The 20,711-nt window shown below is 71.0% G+C and carries 18 protein-coding genes; 5 read left to right on the forward strand and 13 right to left on the reverse strand.

Features of this window, described 5'->3' with window-relative positions; genetic code table 11:
- Positions 1 to 83 precede the first annotated feature (83 nt).
- Positions 84 to 1,985, forward strand: coding sequence for a chorismate-binding protein (locus ACFZDJ_RS02135; RefSeq protein WP_391055464.1), 1,902 nt, complete (start codon positions 84 to 86; stop codon positions 1,983 to 1,985).
- Between the two features lie 83 nt (positions 1,986 to 2,068).
- On the opposite strand, the gene ACFZDJ_RS02140 is transcribed toward ACFZDJ_RS02135, so the two are convergent.
- The 4 genes from ACFZDJ_RS02140 to ACFZDJ_RS02155 form a co-directional block, all read right to left on the reverse strand.
- The gene (locus ACFZDJ_RS02140) at positions 2,069 to 3,097 is read right to left on the reverse strand and encodes a 6-phosphofructokinase (protein ID WP_168508216.1); all 1,029 of its coding nucleotides are present in this window, start codon (positions 3,095 to 3,097) and stop codon (positions 2,069 to 2,071) included.
- A gap of 167 nt (positions 3,098 to 3,264) precedes the next feature.
- Positions 3,265 to 3,957, reverse strand: coding sequence for a response regulator (locus tag ACFZDJ_RS02145; protein ID WP_384905859.1), 693 nt, complete (start codon positions 3,955 to 3,957; stop codon positions 3,265 to 3,267).
- Positions 3,954 to 5,189 carry a MacS family sensor histidine kinase gene (gene macS / locus ACFZDJ_RS02150; protein ID WP_390928084.1) on the reverse strand — a complete coding sequence of 412 codons (1,236 nt, stop codon included), beginning with the start codon at positions 5,187 to 5,189 and terminating at the stop codon, positions 3,954 to 3,956. The genes ACFZDJ_RS02145 and macS overlap by 4 nt, the downstream gene beginning before the upstream one ends.
- Before the next feature lie 34 nt (positions 5,190 to 5,223).
- A complete protein-coding gene (locus tag ACFZDJ_RS02155; RefSeq protein ID WP_391055466.1) occupies positions 5,224 to 5,994 on the reverse strand; it encodes a 1-acyl-sn-glycerol-3-phosphate acyltransferase in 771 nt (256 codons plus the stop codon).
- A gap of 137 nt (positions 5,995 to 6,131) precedes the next feature.
- On the opposite strand from ACFZDJ_RS02155, the gene ACFZDJ_RS02160 reads away from it, so the two are divergent.
- Together ACFZDJ_RS02160 and ACFZDJ_RS02165 are read left to right on the forward strand one after the other, a co-directional pair.
- On the forward strand, positions 6,132 to 6,962 hold the full coding sequence (locus tag ACFZDJ_RS02160; protein WP_390928080.1) for an alpha/beta fold hydrolase: 831 nt from the start codon (positions 6,132 to 6,134) through the stop codon (positions 6,960 to 6,962).
- On the forward strand, positions 6,955 to 7,641 hold the full coding sequence (locus tag ACFZDJ_RS02165; protein WP_390928078.1) for a hypothetical protein: 687 nt from the start codon (positions 6,955 to 6,957) through the stop codon (positions 7,639 to 7,641). The genes ACFZDJ_RS02160 and ACFZDJ_RS02165 overlap by 8 nt, the downstream gene beginning before the upstream one ends.
- Positions 7,642 to 7,650: 9 nt before the next feature.
- On the opposite strand, the gene ACFZDJ_RS02170 is transcribed toward ACFZDJ_RS02165, so the two are convergent.
- The 6 genes from ACFZDJ_RS02170 to ACFZDJ_RS02195 all read right to left on the reverse strand — a co-directional run bounded on the left by ACFZDJ_RS02170 (position 7,651) and on the right by ACFZDJ_RS02195 (position 12,871).
- Positions 7,651 to 8,403 (reverse strand): endonuclease/exonuclease/phosphatase family protein, encoded by a 753-nt coding sequence (locus ACFZDJ_RS02170; protein WP_384905854.1) that lies wholly within the window; start codon positions 8,401 to 8,403, stop codon positions 7,651 to 7,653.
- A 237-nt stretch (positions 8,404 to 8,640) separates the two neighbouring features.
- The gene (locus ACFZDJ_RS02175; protein WP_054231531.1) at positions 8,641 to 9,594 is read right to left on the reverse strand and encodes an ROK family glucokinase; all 954 of its coding nucleotides are present in this window, start codon (positions 9,592 to 9,594) and stop codon (positions 8,641 to 8,643) included.
- Positions 9,595 to 9,648: 54 nt separating this feature from the next.
- On the reverse strand, positions 9,649 to 10,116 hold the full coding sequence (locus ACFZDJ_RS02180) for a DUF5304 family protein (protein WP_390928074.1): 468 nt from the start codon (positions 10,114 to 10,116) through the stop codon (positions 9,649 to 9,651).
- 57 nt (positions 10,117 to 10,173) lie between these two features.
- A complete protein-coding gene (locus ACFZDJ_RS02185; RefSeq protein ID WP_390928070.1) occupies positions 10,174 to 11,343 on the reverse strand; it encodes an ArsA-related P-loop ATPase in 1,170 nt (389 codons plus the stop codon).
- Positions 11,344 to 11,519: 176 nt separating this feature from the next.
- Positions 11,520 to 11,966 carry an SRPBCC family protein gene (locus tag ACFZDJ_RS02190; RefSeq protein WP_168508221.1) on the reverse strand — a complete coding sequence of 149 codons (447 nt, stop codon included), beginning with the start codon at positions 11,964 to 11,966 and terminating at the stop codon, positions 11,520 to 11,522.
- A gap of 107 nt (positions 11,967 to 12,073) precedes the next feature.
- Complete coding sequence (locus ACFZDJ_RS02195; RefSeq protein WP_168508222.1) at positions 12,074 to 12,871, reverse strand: metallophosphoesterase; 798 nt, start codon at positions 12,869 to 12,871, stop codon at positions 12,074 to 12,076.
- 314 nt (positions 12,872 to 13,185) lie between these two features.
- Between ACFZDJ_RS02195 and ACFZDJ_RS02200 the strand changes: the two genes are divergently transcribed.
- A complete protein-coding gene (locus ACFZDJ_RS02200; protein WP_168508223.1) occupies positions 13,186 to 14,982 on the forward strand; it encodes a long-chain fatty acid--CoA ligase in 1,797 nt (598 codons plus the stop codon).
- A 19-nt stretch (positions 14,983 to 15,001) separates the two neighbouring features.
- On the opposite strand, the gene ACFZDJ_RS02205 is transcribed toward ACFZDJ_RS02200, so the two are convergent.
- Both ACFZDJ_RS02205 and ACFZDJ_RS02210 read right to left on the reverse strand, forming a co-directional pair.
- The gene (locus ACFZDJ_RS02205) at positions 15,002 to 16,585 is read right to left on the reverse strand and encodes a GMC oxidoreductase (protein WP_391056795.1); all 1,584 of its coding nucleotides are present in this window, start codon (positions 16,583 to 16,585) and stop codon (positions 15,002 to 15,004) included.
- 190 nt (positions 16,586 to 16,775) lie between these two features.
- Complete coding sequence (locus ACFZDJ_RS02210; RefSeq protein ID WP_384905850.1) at positions 16,776 to 17,918, reverse strand: glycosyltransferase family 4 protein; 1,143 nt, start codon at positions 17,916 to 17,918, stop codon at positions 16,776 to 16,778.
- Between the two features lie 202 nt (positions 17,919 to 18,120).
- Here ACFZDJ_RS02210 and ACFZDJ_RS02215 point away from each other — a divergent pair, with 202 nt between their 5' ends.
- Positions 18,121 to 19,353 (forward strand): glycosyltransferase 87 family protein, encoded by a 1,233-nt coding sequence (locus ACFZDJ_RS02215; RefSeq protein WP_391055470.1) that lies wholly within the window; start codon positions 18,121 to 18,123, stop codon positions 19,351 to 19,353.
- On the opposite strand, the gene ACFZDJ_RS02220 is transcribed toward ACFZDJ_RS02215, so the two are convergent.
- Entirely contained in the window at positions 19,314 to 20,636 is a 1,323-nt protein-coding gene (locus tag ACFZDJ_RS02220; RefSeq protein ID WP_391055473.1) for an MATE family efflux transporter, read from the reverse strand. The genes ACFZDJ_RS02215 and ACFZDJ_RS02220 overlap by 40 nt on opposite strands.
- Positions 20,637 to 20,711 lie beyond the last annotated feature (75 nt).

Below are 20,711 nucleotides of genomic sequence, written 5' to 3' on the forward strand. Positions count from 1 at the left end.
CCTTCGGTGTTTGCGGACACGGGCCGTTCCTCTCCGAGTTTTCGGGAATCCGAGAATCCGGGAATCCGAGAGGAACAGGACCGATGAACCTGCTCGACCTGCTGGACGATCCCCGTCCGTTCGCCCTGCTGCGCCGCCGCACCCCCGGTCACGATCACGACACCGTCGAACTGCTGCTCGGCCCGGTCAGCACCTGCGACCGCCTCGCCGACCTCCCCGACGAGGGCCTCGCGCTCGTCCCCTTCCGACAGATCAGGGAGCGCGGCTTCGACGTCCGCGACGACGGCACGCCGCTCTCGGTGCTGACGCCCGAGGAGACGCACGTCCTGCCGCTGGAGCGGGCGCTGGCGGAGCTGCCGACGCACGAGGTGCGTGTCACCGGCGGGGGTTTCGATGTCGCCGACGAGGAGTACGCGGGAATCGTCGGGCGCGTGCTGGAGGAGGAGATCGGGCGCGGCGAGGGCGCGAACTTCGTGATCCGGCGTACGTACGAGGGCACGATCCCGGGGTTCGGGAGGGCCGACGCGCTGGCCCTGTTCCGGCGGCTGCTTGTCGGTGAGCGGGGCGCGTACTGGACGTTCGTCGTGCACACCGGGGAGCGCACGCTTGTGGGCGCGAGCCCCGAGGTGCACGTGCGGATGTCGGGCGGGACCGTCGTGATGAACCCCATCAGCGGCACGTACCGCTATCCCGCCGAGGGGCCCTCCGCGGAGGACCTGCTCGGCTTTCTCGCCGACGGCAAGGAGATCGAGGAGCTCTCGATGGTCGTCGACGAGGAGCTCAAGATGATGTGCACGGTCGGTGACATGGGCGGCGTGGTGATCGGTCCGCGGCTCAAGGAGATGGCCCACCTCGCGCACACCGAGTACGAGCTGCGGGGCCGGTCCTCCCTGGATGTGCGCGAGGTCCTGAAGGAGACCATGTTCGCGGCGACCGTCACGGGGTCACCGGTGCAGAACGCGTGCCGGGTGATCGAGCGGCACGAGGTCGGCGGACGGGGCTACTACGCGGGTGCGCTGGCCCTCATCGGCCGGAACGCGGGTGGCGGGCGGGAAGGGTCTGTCGGTGCCCAGACCCTCGACTCGCCCATCCTCATCCGGACCGCCGACATCGACGCGGACGGACGGCTGCGGGTGCCGGTCGGCGCCACCCTCGTCCGGGGATCGGATCCGGCGGGGGAGGTCGCCGAGACGCATGCGAAGGCGGCGGGGGTGCTGGCGGCGCTGGGGGTCGTGGAGGCCGGGGCTCGCGCGCAGGGCGTACGGCCGAGGCTGGCCGACGATCCCCGGGTGCGGGCGGCGCTGGACGGGCGGCGGGCCTCGCTCGCGCCGTTCTGGCTGCGGATGCAGGAGCAGGCGCGCGAGTTGCAGGGGCATGCGCTGGTCGTGGACGCGGAGGACACCTTCACGGCGATGCTCGCGCATGTGCTGCGGTCCTCGGGACTCGAGGTGACCGTGCGGCGCTACGACGAGCCGGGGCTGCGGGAGGCGGTGCGGGCTCACGAGGGGCCGCTGGTCCTGGGCCCCGGCCCGGGCGACCCCCTGGACAGGGACGATCCCAAGATGCGGTTCCTGCGGGAGCTCACCGCCGAGGTGATCGGGGGGCACGGGCACGGCGTGCTCGGCGTCTGCCTCGGGCACGAGCTGATCGCGGCGGAGCTGGGCCTGGAGATCGTACGCAAGGAGGTCCCGTACCAGGGCGCGCAGACGGAGATCGATCTCTTCGGGCGAGCCGAGACCGTCGGTTTCTACAACAGCTTCGTGGCGCACTGCGACGCGGAGACGGCGGCCGAGCTGTCGGCCCATGGCATCGAGGTCAGCCGCACCGGAGGCGGCGAGGTGCACGCGCTGCGCGGGCCCGGGTTCGCGGGCGTGCAGTTCCACCCGGAGTCGGTGCTGACGCTGAACGGGACGGCCGTCGTACGGGAGTTGGTCGGTCAGCTGCGGGGCACCGGCACGTTGTCGGAGCGGCGGCCCTCCGTGTAGTCGTGGCAGCCGTGGTCGAGGACGCCGGCCGCACGGGTGTCGGGAGGCCCGTGCGGCCGGCGGGATCGCGGGGAGGGGAAATGTCAGCCGAAGAAGACCCCGACCTCCTCGTACAGCTTGGGGTCGACCGTCTTCAGCTTGGCCGTGGCCTCCGCGATCGGGACCCGGACGATGTCCGTGCCGCGCAGGGCGACCATCTTGCCGAAGTCGCCGTCACGGACGGCCTCGATGGCGTGCAGCCCGAAGCGGGTGGCGAGCCAGCGGTCGAAGGCACTGGGGGTGCCGCCGCGCTGGATGTGCCCGAGGACCGTGGTGCGGGCCTCCTTGCCGGTGCGCTTCTCGATCTCCTTGGCCAGCCACTCGCCGACCCCGGAGAGGCGTACATGGCCGAAGGAGTCGAGGGACTCGTCCTTCAGGACCATCTGGCCGTCCTTGGGCATCGCGCCCTCGGCGATGACCACGATCGGCGCGTACGAGGCCTTGAACCGCGAGGTCACATAGGCGCACACCTGGTCGACGTCGAAGCGCTGCTCGGGGATGAGGATGACGTTGGCGCCGCCGGCCAGGCCCGAGTGGATCGCGATCCAGCCCGCGTGACGGCCCATCACCTCGCAGACGAGGACGCGCATGTGCGACTCGGCGGTGGTGTGCAGGCGGTCGATCGCCTCGGTGGCGATACCGACGGCGGTGTCGAAGCCGAAGGTGTAGTCGGTGGCGGACAGGTCGTTGTCGATGGTCTTCGGTACGCCGACGACGGGCACGCCGTACTCGTCGGTGAGGCGCGCGGCGACGCCGAGCGTGTCCTCGCCGCCGATCGCGATGAGCGCCTCGACCTCCAGCTTGGCGAGGTTCTCCTTGATGCGGCGGATACCGTTCTCCTGCTTGAGCGGGTTCGTCCGCGAGGAGCCGAGGATGGTGCCGCCGCGCGGCAGGATGCCGCGCACGGCGGGGATGTCCAGCCGGACGGTGTCGTTCTCGAGAGGTCCGCGCCAGCCGTCCCGGAAGCCGACGAAGTCGTACCCGTACTCCTGCACGCCCTTGCGGACGATGCCCCGGATGACGGCGTTGAGTCCGGGGCAGTCGCCGCCTCCGGTCAGTACTCCGACCCGCATGGAAAAGTCCCTTCGCCGCGGTTGCCTGATGGGACTCACGCTAATAGTGATCCAGGTCACTTCGGCATGGGGCGGAAGGGCAATTCCGGTGAATTGTGCGGGTGTTGATCACTCGCCTTCACTCGATGGTGGGTCAACCAGGGTTTACGCCGCCCACTCGTCGGGGTCTACGCCTCGTCGAGACCGCGCTCTATGGCATAGCGCACCAGCTCGACCCTGTTGTGGAGTTGGAGCTTGCCGAGGGTGTTCTGCACATGGTTCTGGACCGTGCGGTGGGAGATGACCAGGCGCTCGGCGATCTGCTTGTAGCTCAGGCCCTTGGCGACCAGGCGCAGCACCTCGGTCTCGCGGTCGGTGAGCTGCGGGGCCTTGGGCTCGTCGGCGCCCGTGGCGGGGGCGGGCTCGGAGGCCAGCCGGCGGTACTCGCCGAGGACCAGGCCCGCGAGGCCCGGCGTGAACACGGGGTCGCCGACGGCCGTGCGGCGCACCGCGTCGATCAGTTCCTCCGTGGACGCCGACTTCAGCAGATAGCCGGTGGCGCCGGACTTCACCGCCTCCAGGACGTCCGCGTGCTCGCCGCTGGCCGACAGGACGAGGACGCGCAGCGCCGGGTTGGTGCCGACCAGTTCCTTGCAGACCTGGACGCCGGGCTTGGCGGGCAGGTTCAGGTCGAGCACCAGGACGTCGGGCGCGGCGGCCCGGGCACGGCGCACCGCCTGCTCGCCGTCGCCCGCGGTGGCGACCACGGCGAAACCGGACGCGTCCAGGTCGCGGGCGACCGCGTCGCGCCACATGGGATGGTCGTCCACCACCATGACCTTGATCGGCTCCTGCCCCGCCACGTCGGTGACCTCCGTCATCGCTGGTCCGCCTTCCCCCGTGAAACCCTGGAAACCTTCGGTATCTTCAGCTCGACCTCCGTGCCCTGGCCCGGCACCGAGATCAGTTCGGCCGCGCCGCCGAGGTCGCGCAGCCGGCCCCGGATCGACAGGGCCACACCGAGCCGCCCCTCCCTCTCGGCCTGGGCGAGCCGCCCCTCCGGGATGCCCGGGCCGTCGTCGCGTACGGTCACGATCACCTCGTCCGGCTCGTCCTCGACGAGGATCCAGGCGCGGGCGTCCTCGCCGACGTGCCCCCGGACATTGTCCAGGGCGGCACCGACAGCGGCGGCCAACTCCCGGGCGGCGGCCGGGGGGAGAGGCACCGGGGCGCCCGGCTCGGAGAAGGTCACGCGCGCGGTCGCGTACGGGGCGAGCAGCGCGCGCAGGTCGACAGGGCCCTGGGAGTCCTGGTCGTCGTCCGGTTCCTCGACGGCCCGTACGACGGCGCCGAGGGAGGCGTCCTCGGACACCCGCGAGACGGGCACCAGGCCGCCCGAGACCAGGGTGCGCAGCGCGACCTCCTGCTCGCCGGCCATCCGGCCCAGCTCCGCGGCCTCGCCGCCGAGCGCGGAGGCCCGTCGCTGCACCATGGCGAGGACCTGCAGGACGCCGTCGTGGATGTCACGGGCGAGGCGCTCGCGCTCGCGGGTCGCGGCCTCGATCTCCAGGGCGCGGGCGAGGGTGAGCTCGGAGGCGCGGGCGACCTCGACGACGTATCCGATGGCGATGGAGGCGACCCAGACGAGGATCACGTTGTGGATCGTGTCGCGGGTGGGGGCGCCGCGCTCGACGAGGTTGGCGACCGCGACGAGCGTCGAGGCGAACGCCGCCCAGCGCCAGCCGCCCTTGATGGCGAAGGCCAGGACGGAGCCCGCGGTCCATATCGACGGGAGTGTGGGGCCGCCGGTCACCACACGGTGGTGGGCGTCCGCGACGGGCGTGAGCATGATGCCGGTGAGCGCGATGGTCAGGTCGACGGCGAGGAAGCGCTTGGTGCAGCTCGCCGCGTTCGCGACCCTGGGCAGGGTGGCGAGCGTCCAGACGAACAGGACCGCGTAGTACCCGATGGCCACCCAGGGATGGGCGAACTTGCGGAACGCGGTGGCGAAGAGCCCGATCGCGTACAGCATTGTCAGCACGCGGTAGGCGGTGAGCGCACGCCACAGCGGCTGCTCGACCGACATCCTCATGACTCTCTCGCGCTTGGCCATGTCCCCCACCCCCACCGTCCCCCGACGCAAGCGTCTAGGAGCCGGCCCGTCCCTCTTCGGTTTCGGCTTCGGCCGCCTTCGCGGCCTCCTTCTGCACCTGTTCCGCTTCCTTGAGCGCCTGCTTCTCGGCCTTCGCCGCGTCCGCGATCTGCCGCTTGGCGGCCGTCGCGTAGATGTCGACGTACTCCTGGCCGGAGAGCTTCATGATCTCGTACATGACCTCGTCGGTCACCGCGCGCAGCACGAAGCGGTCGTGCTCCATGCCGTTGTAGCGGCTGAAGTCGAGAGGCTTGCCGATGCGGATGCCCGGGCGCATCAGCTTGGGCATCACCTTGCCCGGCGGCTGGATCTTCTCGGTGTCGATCATGGCGACCGGGATGACCGGGGCGCCGGTGGCGAGCGCCACGCGCGCGAGGCCGCCCGGCTTGCCGCGGTACAGCCGCCCGTCGGGCGAGCGCGTGCCCTCCGGGTAGATGCCGAACAGCTCACCGCGCTCGATGACGTCGATGCCGCTCTTGACGGCCGCCTCGCCCGCGCCGCGCGCGCCGGAGCGGTCCACCGGGAGCTGGCCGACGCCCTTGAAGAAGGCGGCGGTCATCCGGCCCTTGACCCCGGGCGTCGTGAAGTACTCGGCCTTCGCGATGAAGGTCACCTTGCGGTCGAGGACCGCGGGCAGGAAGAACGAGTCCGAGAACGACAGATGATTGCTTGCCAGGATGGCGGGGCCCTCGGCGGGAATGTTCTCGAGGCCTTCCACCCAGGGCCTGAAGGCAAGCTTCAGCGGCCCTCCGATGGAAAACTTCATGGCGCCGTAGATCAACCGAATGCCTCCTGTGTAGTCGATGAGACCTTATCCCGGCGCGCTGTCAAAGGCCCCGACGACCCTGGTCGGTGTCAGTGCGGTCGCGTACGGTGAAGTACGCCTCGCATTCCGCCCGTCTGATGAACAGGAGACCGAAGGTGCCGGTCGTCCTTCCTGGAGCCGAGCCGTTCCGCCACGAGGGCGGAGAGGTCGGTGTCCTTCTCTGCCACGGCTTCACCGGTTCCCCGCAGTCGCTGCGCCCCTGGGCGGAGTATCTCGCCGAGCGCGGTCTGACCGTCGCGCTGCCCCTGCTGCCGGGGCACGGCACGCGCTGGGAGGACATGCAGCTCACGGGCTGGCAGGACTGGTACGCGGAGGTGGACCGCGAGTTGCGCGCTCTGCGGGAGCGCTGCGCCCGGGTGTTCGTCTTCGGCCTGTCCATGGGCGCCGCGCTGACCCTGCGGCTCGCCGCGAAGCACGGGGACGAGGTGAGCGGCATCGTCGTCGTCAACCCGGCGAACAAGGTGCACGGGGCGGCCGCCCACGCCCTTCCGGTGCTCCGCCACCTCGTCCGGACGGTGAGCGGCATCACCAGCGACATCGCCAAGGAGGGCGTCGAGGAGGTGGGCTACGACCGGGTGCCCCTGCACGCAGCCCACTCCATGCGGAACTTCTACCGGATGGTCGACGGTGAACTGCCCCAGGTCACCCAGCCGATGCTGCTGCTGCGCAGCCCCCAGGACCATGTGGTGCCGCCCGTCGACTCGGCCCGGATCCTGAGCCGGGTGTCGTCCACCGATGTGACGGAGATCCTGCTGGAACAGAGCTACCACGTGGCGACGTTGGACCATGACGCGGACCGGATCTTCGAGGAGAGCTACGCGTTCATCGCCCGGCTCGCGCCCAGTGTCGGCAAGCGGTCCGACACGGGTCAGGTGGGTCAGCAGGAAGGGACGGCCACTGGTGGCTGAGCACGACGCGGAGCGCGGCGAGCCCGACGAGAAGGGCGTACCCGTCGGCGAGCCTCTCGGTGACGAGCAGGCTGTGCCGTTCGACGAGGACGCCGCGTGGCAGGCGATCGTCGCCGGGTACGGCGAGGAGCCGCCGGACCCGCCTGGCGCGAAACCGTTCAAGTCGATCGAGGACCTGGCGCTCCTCGACCCGGTGACGAACGACGCCCAGGGCGGCGGGGACGCACCCGAGAGGCCCGAGAAAGGCAAGAAGAACGAGACCGGCGGGACCGTCGGGACGAGCGAGAAGGACAGGGCCGGCGACGAGGCCGGGGAGCAGCCCGCCGCGGCGAAGCCCCTCGGCGGCTCCGTCTCCTTCGCGCCCGGCGTCGGCGGTCCGCGCGACTACCAGGCGCCCGAGCCCTCCGAGGACGACTTCGACGGGGACGACGAGGGCCACTTCGTCCCCCCGGAGCCGCCCCCGCTGCCCAGCGCCGACACCACGGCCAAGTTCGCCTGGCTCGCCGTCGTCGGCGGCCCGATCGTGCTGCTGCTGGCCATCCTGCTCGGCTGGGACATGACGTGGTGGCTCGCCACAGTCGGCATCGGCGGCTTTCTGGGCGGCTTCGCCACCCTCGTGGCGCGCATGAAGCCCGACGACGAGGACGAGGGCGATCCCGGGCGGGGCGCGGTGGTCTGACGCGGCCGGTTACGCGGCGGGCACTCTGAGGGCGGCCAGCACGGGCAGATGGTCCGTGGCCGCCCTCAGGTCCCTCTCCGTGACCCCGGGGTGGCCGTACGGGACCCCGCAGCCGAGGACCTCGATGCCGCGGGTGGCGAAGATCGCGTCGATGCGCTGGTGGGGATCGGCGGACGTCGAGGTGTACTCCGTGCCCCAGGGCGCGGTGGCCCGGCAGTCCTGGAGTCCGGCGGCGAGGCGGGTGAAGGCGGGGCCGTCGGGGCGTTCGTTCAGGTCGCCGCCGGCGAGGGCGTGCGGGGTGCCGAGGGCGGCGAGGCGGTCGAGGAGCAGACCGCTCTGCGTGTACCGCTCGTCCTTCTGGAGCGAGAGGTGGCAGCTCACCACGCCGAGCCGGGCGGCACCGAAGCGGACGACGGCGGTGGCGAGGCCGCGGCGGTGCAGGCCGGGGGTGAGGGGCAGCAGGACGTCCTCGGTGCGTTCGACGGTGGCCCGCATCGAGCACAGGAGCGCGGGTCCCGCGGCGGTCGCGCCGCCGGACAGGATCGTCTGGCCGGACGCGGCCGCGAGCCGGGCCAGCTTCTTGCGCCAGCGGAAGAAGCGGGGAGCTTCCTGGACGAGGACCAGGTCGGGGGCGCAGGCGTGGATGACGCGGGCGAGGGCGGTGGTGTCGTCGCGCATCGAACGGATGTTGTAGCTGAGGACGCGGATGACGGCGGAGCCGTCGGGTTCGGTGTGGGAGCGGGGCAGCGGGGTCGTCGCCATGTGGATCAACATACGTGGATGCGCTGCTCGGCGGCGCCGGAACGCTGCGGGTGGTTTGTCGGCTGCGGGCCGGTGGGGGCTGGTCGCGCCCACGCGACGGAGCCGCATGACGTGACAGCCCCGCGCCCCTGAGGGGCGCCATCCGCGCCCCCGCCGAAAGGGGCGCGGTACGACCTCGCCCGCCGTACCCCTGAAGGGCACGGCGGGCGAGGTGTGTGTACTGCGTGATCAAGTCGGTTACATGATCGGGTCGGGCTCCCGGGCCAGGTCCGCCGCGCCCACGAGGCCGGCTTCGTTGCCGAGCTGGGCGGCGATCACTTCGGCCACGGGGCGCCAGTTGCCACCGACGAGCCAGCGCTTGTACGACTTACGGATGGGGTCGAGGACCAGCTCGCCCTCGTCCGAGAGGCCGCCGCCGACGATGAAGGCGGAGGGGTCGAAGAGCGAGGCCAGGTCGGCGAGGCCGGCGCCGGCCCAGCGGGCCAGCTCGCGGTAGGAGTCCACCGCCACCGGGTCGCCCTGGCGGGCGGCCACCGAGATGTGCTTGCCCTCGATGCCGTCGGGGGTGCCGTTGCCCAGCGCGAGCAGGATCTCCGCGTTCTCGGGGGTGGCGTTGGCCCGCTGCTTGGCGTAGCGGACGAGGGCGCGCCCGGAGGCGTACTGCTCCCAGCAGCCCTGCGAGCCGCAGCCGCACAGCAGACCGTCCGGCACCATGCGGATGTGGCCGAACTCGGCGGCCACACCGAAGTGCCCGCGGCGCAGCTTGTTGCCGATGATGATGCCGCCGCCGAGGCCCGTGCCCAGGGTGATGCAGATGACGTTCCGGTGGCCCTTGCCCGCGCCGAACTTGTACTCGCCCCACGCCGCCGCGTTCGCGTCGTTCTCGACGACGACGGGCAGCCCCACGCGCGCCTCGACCTCGGCCTTGAGCGGCTCCTGCCGCCAGTCGATGTTGGGCGCGAAGTACACGGTCGAGCGCTGGCGGTTCACGTATCCGGCGGCACCGATGCCCACGCCGACGATGTCGTGACCTGCGCGCGCGCCCTCCACTGCGGCGGCGATGGCGTCCACGATGGCCTGCGGCGTGGTGGGGGTCGGCACCTTGTGCGTCGAGAGGATGTTGCCTTCCTCGTCGACCACACCGGCCGCGATCTTCGTGCCGCCGATATCGACGCCGATGGTGAGTCCCATGAATCCCTCAGTTTCGGTCGAGCCCCGCTACGGCCAACCGTACCCGAGCAGCCTTTAGTCCAAGTCAATCCGCTCCCCCGGACCGGTCCCCTCGTCGCGGGGGCCACGCTCCCGGGTGGTCCAGCGTCGTTCCTGTGCCTCGACGGCCGAGCGGTAGGCGGCGAGCAGCTCGTTGCCCGCGGCCGCGAGGTGATCGAAAACATCGGGGTTGCGCTCCATGACCGGTTCGACGGCGGCCTTGGCCTGCTGTACGACCTGGTTGACCATCTGCTGGGCGGTGCCGGAGGCGACCACACCGAACAGCGGCGAGTTCAGTCCGGACAACTTGTCGGCGACCGTGTCGATCAGCTTGCGCAGTTCCTCCGCGGCCGAGCCGGGCGGCGGGCCGTACTGGGCGCGGCGGCGGGCCTTCTCCGCCGCGAGGTCCTCGGCGCACGCCTTCGCCCAGGCGTCGGCGTCGCTCGCGCGCGCTTCGTCGTTCGCCTCCTGAGCGGCGTCGGACGTGGGGCGCTCTTCGCTCATGGCGGACTCCTGCCTATGGTTCTTCCTTTCGACGGTACCCGAACGGGGGTACGCCGTTCACCGTGTCCGGGGCCACAGATCCGGGTCCGGCGCGAAACGCACCCTGAGTTCCCCCTCGCGCAGGGCGGCGCCGGCCACGGTGCAGCGGCGCAGCGCGGACGGCAGCGGCACGATCCTGCGGAACTGGCCCACGGTGACGAGTAGTTCGTCGCCCCGGCGGATCAGGTCCAGTTCCTCGCGTATCGCGCCGGGCAGCGGGATGTGCCATACGAGGACGCCGTCGTCGGCGAGGTGGTCCAGGACGGGCCACTCGACCGGGGTCGGCGCCCGGTTGACACCGGGCACGGGGAGCGCGCCGAGGTCGTCGGTGCCGCGCGGGTCGCGGCCGAGATGCGGGACCTCGTGGACGGTGTACGTCTCCTGCCACTCGTCCAGCGCCTTGCGCTGCTGGGCGGCGAGGGCGCCCAGCCAGGCGTCCGCGCTGGCGGCGGGCAGTACCCGGCTCGCGACCAACGCGTCCACGCGCAGACCGTGCAGGGCGAGGGCGGTGGTGGCGGCGTGTACGGCGTCGGTGCCGGCCGGGCCCGGCTCGGCGACCAGCCGTACGGTCGTGGCGCGGTCCTCGACGACCGCCGCGACGGCGGCCAGCTCGATGTCCCAGCGTGCCGCCGTCTCGTACAGCCACTCGGCGGGCATCGGGACGCCCGCGAGGCGGCCCAGGACGGGGCGCAGGGCGCGGGCCGCCTGGCGCTCGGGCGGGAGCAGTCGGCGCAGGTAACGGCGCAGCTCCTCCGGGAGGGCGAGGAGGGCGAGCGCCTGCGGGGTCGGCGGGAGGTCCACGACCAGCAGGTCGTACGTCTCCGAGGTCGCCGCGTCGCGCAGGGCGCGCAGCAGGGCGAGTTCCTCGGCGCCGGGCAGGGGGGTGAGCTCCTCGGCGTCCAGGCGTGAGGCGCCGAGGAGGTCCAGGGCGGTGGTCGCGCGGTCCTGGAAGGCGGTGAGGTCCTCGCGGAAGCGGGCGTTCGCGTCGGGGCGCCAGGTCGTGAGGCGGGGCGCGGCGTCGGTGGGTTCCGCGCCGGTGGGTACGCCGAGGACGGCGCCGAGGGTGTCGGTGCGGTCGGCGGTGAGCAGGAGGGTGCGGGTGCCCTCGCGGGCGGCCTTCAGCGCGGTGGCCGCCGCGACCGTCGTACGGCCCGTGCCGCCCTGGCCTGTGATCAGGATGGTGCGCATTGCATGAACGCTACCTGCGTCGAGCGCCCCCGCCGCCCCTGCCCGGGTCTGGGGGCTCCGCCCCCAGACCCCCGGGCGGGTGTGTCACCTGCGGGTGGGTGGGGGCCGGTCGCGCAGTTCCCCCGCCCCTGAGGGCGGGGTACGGCCGTCGGCCCCCGTCGGCCCGCGGAGCGGGATCAGCCCGCCTCGCCCGACTCCACTCGCTTCTTCAGACCTGCCAGCGCGCGGTCGATGATGACCTTCTCGGCCTTGCGCTTGATCATGCCCAGCATGGGGATCTTGACGTCGACCGTGAGCCGGTAGGTGACCTCGGTGGCGCCGGCGCCCGCGGGCTTGAGGATGTACGAGCCGTCCAGGGAGCGGAGCATCTGGGACTTGACCAGGGTCCAGGCGACCTCGTGGTCGCCGGTCCAGGTGTACCCCAGGGTCTGGTCGTCCTTGATCGCACCCGCGTCCATGACGAGGCGTACCTGCTCGGCGCGGCCCTGCCCGTCCGTGGCGAGTACCTCCGCCTCCTTCACCTCTCCCGTCCAGTCCGGGTAGCGGGCGAAGTCGGCGATGACCGCCATGACATCAGCCGGTGCCGCCTCGATCGTGATGCTCGAGCTGGTGTGTTCCGCCATCGCGGGGGCTCCTCCAGATGCGGTCCGGTGAGGGAGGGTGGTACGCACGTGTGTGCAGCGTGAAGGCTACCGCGCGCCCGCCGAACCATCGCCACCCCACCTGCCGTTCACCACTCAAGGACCCACGGGCGGCCCGACGCCGCGAAGTGGCCGACGTTCACGCACTCGGTCGTCCCGATCCGCATCCGGCGCGCGAGCGGCTGGTGGACATGGCCGAAGAGGGAGTAACGGGGACGGATGCGGCGGATCGCGTCCAGGAGGGCACGGGAGCCGCGCTCGAAGCGGCGCGCCACCGTGTCGTAGACCAGCTCCGGTACGTCCGGCGGGATGTGCGTGCACAGGACGTCGACCTCGCCGACCGCCTCGATCTTCGCCGCGTACTCCTCGTCGTCGATCTCGTAGGGCGTCCGCATGGGGCTGCGCAGCCCCCCGCCGACGAAGCCGAAGACCCGGCCGCCGATCTCCACCCGCTCACCGTCGAGGACCGTCGTGCCGGGTCCGGCGTACTCCGCCCACAACGGGGGCATGTCGACATTGCCGTAGGTCGCGTACGTCGGTGTCGGAAACGCGGCGAACAGCTCGGCGTACTGCTTGCGCACCGCCTTCTCGATGGCCACGGAATGGTCCATCCCGATCTCGTCCCACAGCCGCCGCCCGAACTCCCGCGCCTCGGCGAAGCGGCGGGCGGTACGCAGCTCGACGATCCGGTCGGCGTTCTCGGCGCCGAAGAGGTCGGGGAAGATGCCGCGCGCATGGTCGGCGTAGTCGAGGAAGAGCACCAGGTCACCGAGGCAGAGCAGGGCGTCCGCGCCGTCGCCGGCCCGGGCCAGGTCACGCACGTTGCCGTGCACGTCACTGACCACATGAATGCGCGTCCTGCGGTTACCGCCTGGTGTGGGTGCCATGACGATCAAGCGTAGGCGTGTGGGGCAAACGTGAATAGAGGCGGTCGGACCTGCGGTTACTGGCACGGCAAGAAGAGCGTGGACTACTGTGCGTGAAGGAACGCCATCCGGTGCGACGCGCCAACCTGTGTGACGCAGGGAACATCTCGGCGGGACCCCCTATCGAAACAGCCGTACCGGTGGGTAACGTCCGGGCAGTCCAGTCGTACTCAGGATTTCAACAATGATGTTCCTGGGTACCTGCCCGAGCCTTGGACCCGCTCCGTCGCATCACACACCGTCGTGGCGTCGGCGCCCTATGAGGAGCAGCAGTCTTGCGCGAGTTCAGCCTTCCGGCTTTGTACGAGGTCCCTGCGGACGGAAATCTGACCGACATCGTCCGCAGAAACGCCGCGCAGCATCCCGACGTCGCCGTCATCGCCCGCAAGGTGGGCGGCACGTGGACGGACGTCACCGCCACCACCTTCCTCGCCGAGGTGCGGTCCGCGGCCAAGGGCCTGATCGCCTCGGGCGTACAGCCCGGCGACCGGGTCGCTCTGATGTCCCGTACCCGCTACGAGTGGACGCTGCTCGACTTCGCGATCTGGAGCGCGGGCGCGGTCACCGTGCCGGTGTACGAGACCAGCTCGGCGGAGCAGGTGCAGTGGATACTCGGCGACTCGGGCGCGAGTGCCTGCATCGTCGAGCTCGACACGCACGCGGCCTCCGTGGAGTCGGTGCGCGACCGGCTGCCCGCCCTCAAGCACGTCTGGCAGATCGAGGCCGGCGGGGTGGAGGAACTGGGGCGCGCGGGCCAGGACGTCAGCGACGCCACCGTCGAGGAGCGCAGCTCGCTCGCCAAGGCGGACGACCCGGCGACCATCGTCTACACGAGCGGTACGACCGGCCGCCCCAAGGGCTGTGTCCTCACCCACCGCGCCTTCTTCGCGGAGTGCGGCAACATCGTGGAGCGGCTGCGCCCCCTGTTCCGTACGGGCGAGTGTTCCGTCCTTCTCTTCCTGCCGCTCGCGCACGTCTTCGGACGGCTGGTGCAGGTCGCGCCGATGATGGCGCCGATCAAGCTGGGCTGCGTCCCGGACATCAAGAACCTCACCGACGAGCTGGCCGCGTTCCGGCCGACGCTGATCCTCGGTGTGCCGCGCGTCTTCGAGAAGGTCTACAACTCGGCGCGTGCCAAGGCGCAGGCGGACGGCAAGGGAAAGATCTTCGACAAGGCGGCGGACACGGCGATCGCGTACAGCCGCGCCCTGGACACCCCTTCCGGCCCGTCGCTCGGCCTGAAGATCAAGTACAAGACCTTCGACAAGCTCGTCTACAGCAAGCTGCGCGCGGTGCTGGGCGGTCGCGGTGAGTACGCGATCTCCGGCGGCGCCCCGCTCGGCGAGCGCCTGGGCCACTTCTTCCGCGGCATCGGCTTCACGGTCCTGGAGGGCTACGGCCTGACCGAGTCCTGCGCTGCCACCGCCTTCAACCCCTGGGACCGTACGAAGATCGGTACGGTCGGCCAGCCGCTGCCCGGCTCCGTGATCCGGATCGCCGACGACGGCGAGGTGCTGCTGCACGGCGAGCACCTGTTCAAGGAGTACTGGAACAACGAGGCCGCGACCGCCGAGGCGCTCGCGGACGGCTGGTTCCACACGGGTGACATCGGCACCCTCGACGAGGACGGCTACCTTCGTATCACCGGCCGCAAGAAGGAGATCATCGTCACCGCGGGCGGCAAGAACGTCGCCCCGGCCGTGATCGAGGACCGCATCCGCGCGCACGCGCTGGTCGCGGAGTGCATGGTGGTCGGTGACGGGCGCCCGTTCATCGGCGCGCTGGTCACCGTCGACGAGGAGTTCCTGGGCCGCTGGGCCGAGGAGCACGGCAAGCCGGCGGGTTCCACCGCGGCGTCGCTGCGCGAGGACCCGGATCTGATCGCTGCGATCCAGGACGCGGTCGACGACGGCAACGCCGCGGTGTCGAAGGCGGAATCGGTGCGGAAGTTCCGCATTCTGTCCTCCCAGTTCTCGGAGGAGTCGGGCCACCTCACGCCGTCCCTGAAGCTCAAGCGCAACGTGGTGGCGAAGGACTACGCGGACGAGATCGAGGCCATCTACCGGGGCTGACGGCCCGACCTGGCGGTTCTCATGGCGCGGTGTCCTCGGCGAGGATCCGCGCCATGCCGCGTTCCGCGAGCGCGGTGATCGTGACGAACGGGTTCACACCGATCGAGCCCGGCACGAGCGAGCCGTCGGTGATGTACAGGTGCGAGTACCCCTTGACGCGGCCGTAGTCGTCCGTGGCCTTGCCCAGCACGCAGCCGCCCAGCGGGTGGTAGCAGAAGTCGTCGGCGAAGGTCTTGTTGTTGCCGAAGAGGTCGTAGCGGTAGATCGTCGCGTTGGCCGAGTTGATCCGGTCGAAGAGCTTCTTGGCCATGCTCACGGAGACCGCGCTCTGGGCAGCGGTCCAGCCGAGCTTCGCGGAGTCCGTCGCCGCGTCGTACGTGAAGGACGCGCGCTGCGGGTTCTTGGTGATCGCCAGGTAGAGGCTGATCCAGTGTTCCAACCCCATGGGCAGCGGGGCGATTTCGGCGAAGACGGGGTTGGCGGTGTTGGACCAGTCGTCGATGCCCATGACCGGCATCGTCGACTGGTTCGCCCCGACCGTGTCCCAGATGTGGTTGGCGCGGCCCGTCATCACGTTGCCGTTGGTGCCCCAGCCGGTGCCGACGCTCGCGTCCAGGGCCGGCAGCGTGCCCGTCTCCCGGGCCCGGACGAGGAGTTCGGTGGTGCCGAGGCTGCCGCCGCCCAGGAAGAGGTACGTACAGCTGTACTGCTTGGTCTCCACGACCGCGCCGGTGGTGTCGATCCGGTCGGCGGTCAGGGTGTACGTGCCGTCCGTGGCCCGGCTGATCGCCCGGACCTTCTCCAGGGTGTGGATGGTGACGTTGCCGGTGCCGAGCGCTGCCGCGAGGTAGGTCTTGTCGAGGCTCTTCTTGCCGTAGTTGTTGCCGTAGATGACCTCGGCGGCGAGTGCGGACTTGGTGGCGGTGCCGGCCGCCTCGCGCTGCATGTAGGTGAAGTCGTAGACGTTCGGGACGAAGGTCGTCTTCAGGCCGGCGTTGGCGGCGGCCTTACGGGAGGTGCGGGTGAACTGGTACCACTCCGTGGACTCGAACCAGGTGGGGTCGACCGTGTTGACGCCGAGCATGGTGCGGGCGCGCGGGAAGTACGTGTTGTACATCTCGGTGGCGTCGACCGTGGGGAACTGCTCGGAGAAGTAGGACTGGAGGGGCGTGACGGCCATTCCGCCGTTGACCAGCGAGCCGCCGCCGACGCCTCGGCCGACGTAGACCGACATGTTGTCGTAGTGGACCCGGTCCAGGACTCCTGGGTAGAGGCCGATGTCCTTGTTGACGACGTCCAGCCACAGGAAGGTGGCGAGCGGGGCCTCGGTGCGGGTGCGGAACCACATCGAGCGCTCGTCGGGGGCGCTGGTGGAACAGAAGACCTTGCCGTCGGAGCCGGCGGTGTTCCAGAGCTTGCCCATCTCTATGACGAGGGTGCGGATGCCGGCCTGGCCGAGGCGGAGGGCGGCCACGGCGGCGCCGTAGCCCGATCCGATGACGATGGCGGGCGCGGTGTCGGCCGCGGCGGGCTCCGCGGCGTGGGCGGACTGGAGGCCTACGCGGGTGAGGCCGGCCGCGGCGGCCGTCTGGAGGGCGACCATGCCCAGGATGTGGCGTCTGGTCAGGTGACGGTTTGTCAGCTGACGGTTACTCATCTGATGATGAGTCAGTTTTTCTGTCATGACCGCAGCATCGGCGGATTATTTGCTTCCGCCTAGGCCTTTTGCCGGGTTTTCAGGGGGCGCCGCGACGAGTGGGGAGAGTGCGGGTGGTTTGTGGCCGGTCGCGCGCCTAGAGCAACTCTTTCAAGCCCTCCGCCAGCAGGTCCCAGCGCCACTTCTCCTCCACCCACTGCCTTCCCCGTTCGCCCATGTGGCGGCGGAGTTCGGGGTCTCCGAGGAGGGTGATGATGCGGTCGGCGGAGTCGTCCGGCACGTCGCCTCGGACGACCCAGCCCGTTTCACCGTCGAGGACCGCGTCGGGGGCGCCGCCCGAGTCGCCCGCGACGACCGGCAGGCCCGTCGCGGAGGCCTCCAGGTAGACGATGCCGAGGCCCTCGACGTCGAGGCCGCCCCTGCGGGTGCGGCAGGGCATCGCGAAGACGTCGCCCGCGCCGTAGTGGGCCGGCAGCTCCGACCAGGGGACCGCGCCGGTGAAGCGGACCGCGTCGGCGACCCCGGTGTCGTACGCCAGCTTGCGCAGGTCCTGCTCGTACGGCCCGCCGCCGACGATCAGCAGCACCGCCTCCGGCTCCTTGGCGAGGATGCGGGGCATGGCGAGGATCAGCGTGTCCTGGCCCTTGCGCGGGACCAGGCGGGAGACACAGACCACCACCGGGCGGTCGGTGAGGCCGAGGCGGGCGCGGACCTCGTCGCCGCCCGAGCCGGGGTGGAAGGTCTTCTCGTCGACCCCCGGAGGGAGCTGGACCATGCGGGAGGCGGCCTCGGGCGTCAGCGCGGACGCGATGCGCGAGCGCGTGTACTCACCGAGGTAGGTGATCGTGTCCGTGGACTCGCCGATACGGCGCAGCAGCTGCCGTGCGGCGGGCAGCTGGGCCCAGCCCGCCTCGTGGCCGTGCGTGGTCGCCACCAGGCGCTCGGCGCCCGCCCTGCGCAGCGCGGGCGCCATCAGACCGAGCGGGGCCGCCGCCCCGAACCACACCGACGTACAGCCGTGCTCGCGCAGCAGCCCGACGGCGCGCCGGGTGGCGCCCGGCGTGGGCAGCAGCATCGTCGTACGGTCCCGGACGACGGTGAAGGGCTGCTCGGCGTCGAAGGCGGCCGTCGCCTCGATGCCCTCCCGGCTCCGCTTCCACGTGGATGCGTAGACTACGAACCGCTCGGGGTCCAGTCGTAGCGCCATATTGTGCAGGAATGCCTGGATGCCGCCGGGGCGGGGTGGGAAGTCGTTGGTCACGATCAGGGTCTTGTGCATCGCGTTCGACACTACCGAAACCTTCGAATCCCCACGCGAGCGGTCCACAGCGGCGAAGCTGTATTCCACCGGTGGTCACAGCTCCGTACGGCCGCGCTTCATGGGCCGCGCACAGCCCGGCACGTCATCATGATTCCGCACCACCGCACCACCGCACCATGTCACCACCGCACAGACACCGACGAACGAGGGCCAGGTGAGCATGAAGGGCACACGGGGGGAAGGGGTTCCATACGCGTTGCTGGGAACCTGGGGCCTGACCAGGCTTCTGCTTCTGCTCTTCGTCTCCAGGGTGTTCGTCTTCCCGGGCCCGGACGTCACGAGTGACGTCTCGGTGATCTACCAGGGCTGGTACGAGATCCTGCGCACCGGCACCTTCCCGCTCGACGACGTGACCTGGCAGTACCCGCCGGCCGCCGCGCTCGCGATCCTCTCCCCCGGGCTGCTGCCCTTTCTCGACTACGCGCAGGCCTTCTTCCTGCTGGCCTTCGTCGCCGACCTGGTGGTGTACACGCTGCTCCACTACGCCGGCCGGCGCCCCGGCAAGACGCTGCGCGGCGCCTGGGTGTGGGTGATCGGCGTCCCGCTGCTCGGACCGACCGTCTACGCCCGCTACGACGTGATGGTGACGGCCGTGGCAGTCGCGGCGCTCCTCGCGGGAGCCCGCCATCCACGGGTGATGGGCGCTCTCGTGGGCTTCGGGGCGCTGGTGAAGGTGTGGCCGGCGCTCCTGCTCCTGGGGGCCGTGAAGCGGCGTGCGTGGGCCGCGGCGGCGGTGACCGCCGGCGGGATCGCGGTGCTGTTCGGGCTGTCGATGCCCGGCGCCTTCTCCTTCCTGACCTTCCAGCGCGACCGGGGCACCGAGGTGGAGTCACTGGGCTCCCTCGTCTTCCATGTGGGCCGACACTTCGGCTGGGACGGTCAGGTGCTGCTCAACTACGGCTCGGTGGAGTTCCTGGGTCCGTACGTCGACGTGGTGAGCAGGCTGGCCCTGGCGCTCACCGCGATCGCCTTCGCGTGGCTGCTGCTGTGGCGGCTGCGCGCCCAGCGCTTCCGGCCGCGCACGCTCGCCGACGCCGCGTTCGTGGCGGTGCTGATGTTCACGGCCACCAGTCGGGTCATCAGCCCGCAGTACATGGTGTGGCTGGTCGGGATCGGCGCGGTCTGCCTGTGCTTCCGGGGCAGCCGGATGACGCTGCCGGTCGGGCTGGTGCTGGCCGCGTGCTTCGTGACCGTCCTGGAGTTCCCGATCTGGTTCTCGCACGTCGTGGGCAGTGACCGGCTGGGCATCACCCTGCTCTTCCTGCGCAACGGCCTGCTGGTGCTCGCGGCCCTGCTCGCCGCCCGCGAACTGTGGCGGGCCACGGTGTCCGACCCGGCCCCGACCCTGCCCGCTCAGGCCACCCGCACCAAGGAGCGCCTGAGCTCCTCCTGAAGGCGGCGGGCGCGGGCGAGAAGCAGTCCGACGGCCGTGCACTGCACCGCCATGGACAGCGCCAGCGCCAGGCAGATCCCGGGCAGCCCGAGCCCCGACAGGGCATACGCCACGGGCAGCTGGACGGCGGTGCCGAGCAGTGTCACCCGCAGCAACAACGGCGCTCCCCCACTCCCCTCGAAGACCCCGCCCAGCGCGATGAAGCAGGCCATCAGCAGCAGGTACGGGCCGACGCAGCGCAGGAACAGCACGCCGTCGTGGGCGACCGCGTCCCCGGCGCCGAAGGCCCGCATGATCCAGGGGGCGAACGCGCCGAGCAGGACGGCTGCCACCAGGCCCACCGCCCCGGAGACGATCACCGCCTGCCGCCCGATCGCGCCCCGCTCGTCCCGGCCGGCGCCCCGGGTGTGCGCGGTGTGGATCGAGGCGGCCTGCCGCACCGCGTAGAAGGCCATGGTCGCGACGTACATGACCTTGTACGCGATGGAGTACGCGGCCACGGCCGTCACCCCGAGCCTGGCCACGATCGCGACCAGGACCAGCGCTCCGCCCTGGCGCACGGTGAAGTCGGCGGACATGGGCAGTCCGGTCCGCAGGGTGCGGCGCAGGGCGGCGCCGGTGGGCTCGGCGGGACGGTGAGCCGCGGCCTCGCGCAGCGGCGCGTTGCGGCGCAGGGCGCGCAGGCCGACGGCGAGGGCCACGCAGCGGCACAGGACCGTGGAGGCGGCGGCGCCCCGGACGCCGTAGATGTGGATGAGCAGCGGGTCGAGGCCGAGGATCAGCCCGTTGGCCAGCAGGGCGAGGCGCATCGGGGTACGGGTGTCACCGGCGCCCTTCAGGATGCCGTCGACGAGGTTCTGGACGAAGAAGACGGCGATGCCCGGCAGGGAGATCCCGAAGTAGGCGACCGCCAGGGCGAGGGCGCGCCCGTCGCCGCCCAGGACCAGCCGGGCCAGCGGTTCGCGCAGCAGGTACCCGCCCACGGCGACCACGGGCGTCACGACGGCGCACAGAGCCCGTCCGCCGCGTACGGCCGCCCGGAGCGCGCCCGGATCCCGGGCCCCTCTGGCGTGGGCGACGAGGACGGTCGTACCGGAGGCGAAGACCAGGGCGACGCCGAGGAGCACGTTCTCGGTGTTGGTCGCGACAGCGACAGCGGCCACGGCGGGACCGCCGAGCCGGGAGACCCAGACGGTGTTGATGATTCCGGCGGCGACGGAGGCGAGCAGGGAGAGGTACACGGGGTGGGCGAGCGATATGAGCTGCTTCCGGTGGGCGTTCACCGATGGTTCCCTCGATTTCCTTGATTCCCTCTTATCGAGCTACATCGTTTAGAGGTAGCTCGATAAGAGGTACCA

Source organism: Streptomyces sp. NPDC007896 (genome assembly GCF_042959425.1).
Taxonomy (GTDB): Bacteria; Actinomycetota; Actinomycetes; order Streptomycetales; family Streptomycetaceae; genus Streptomyces.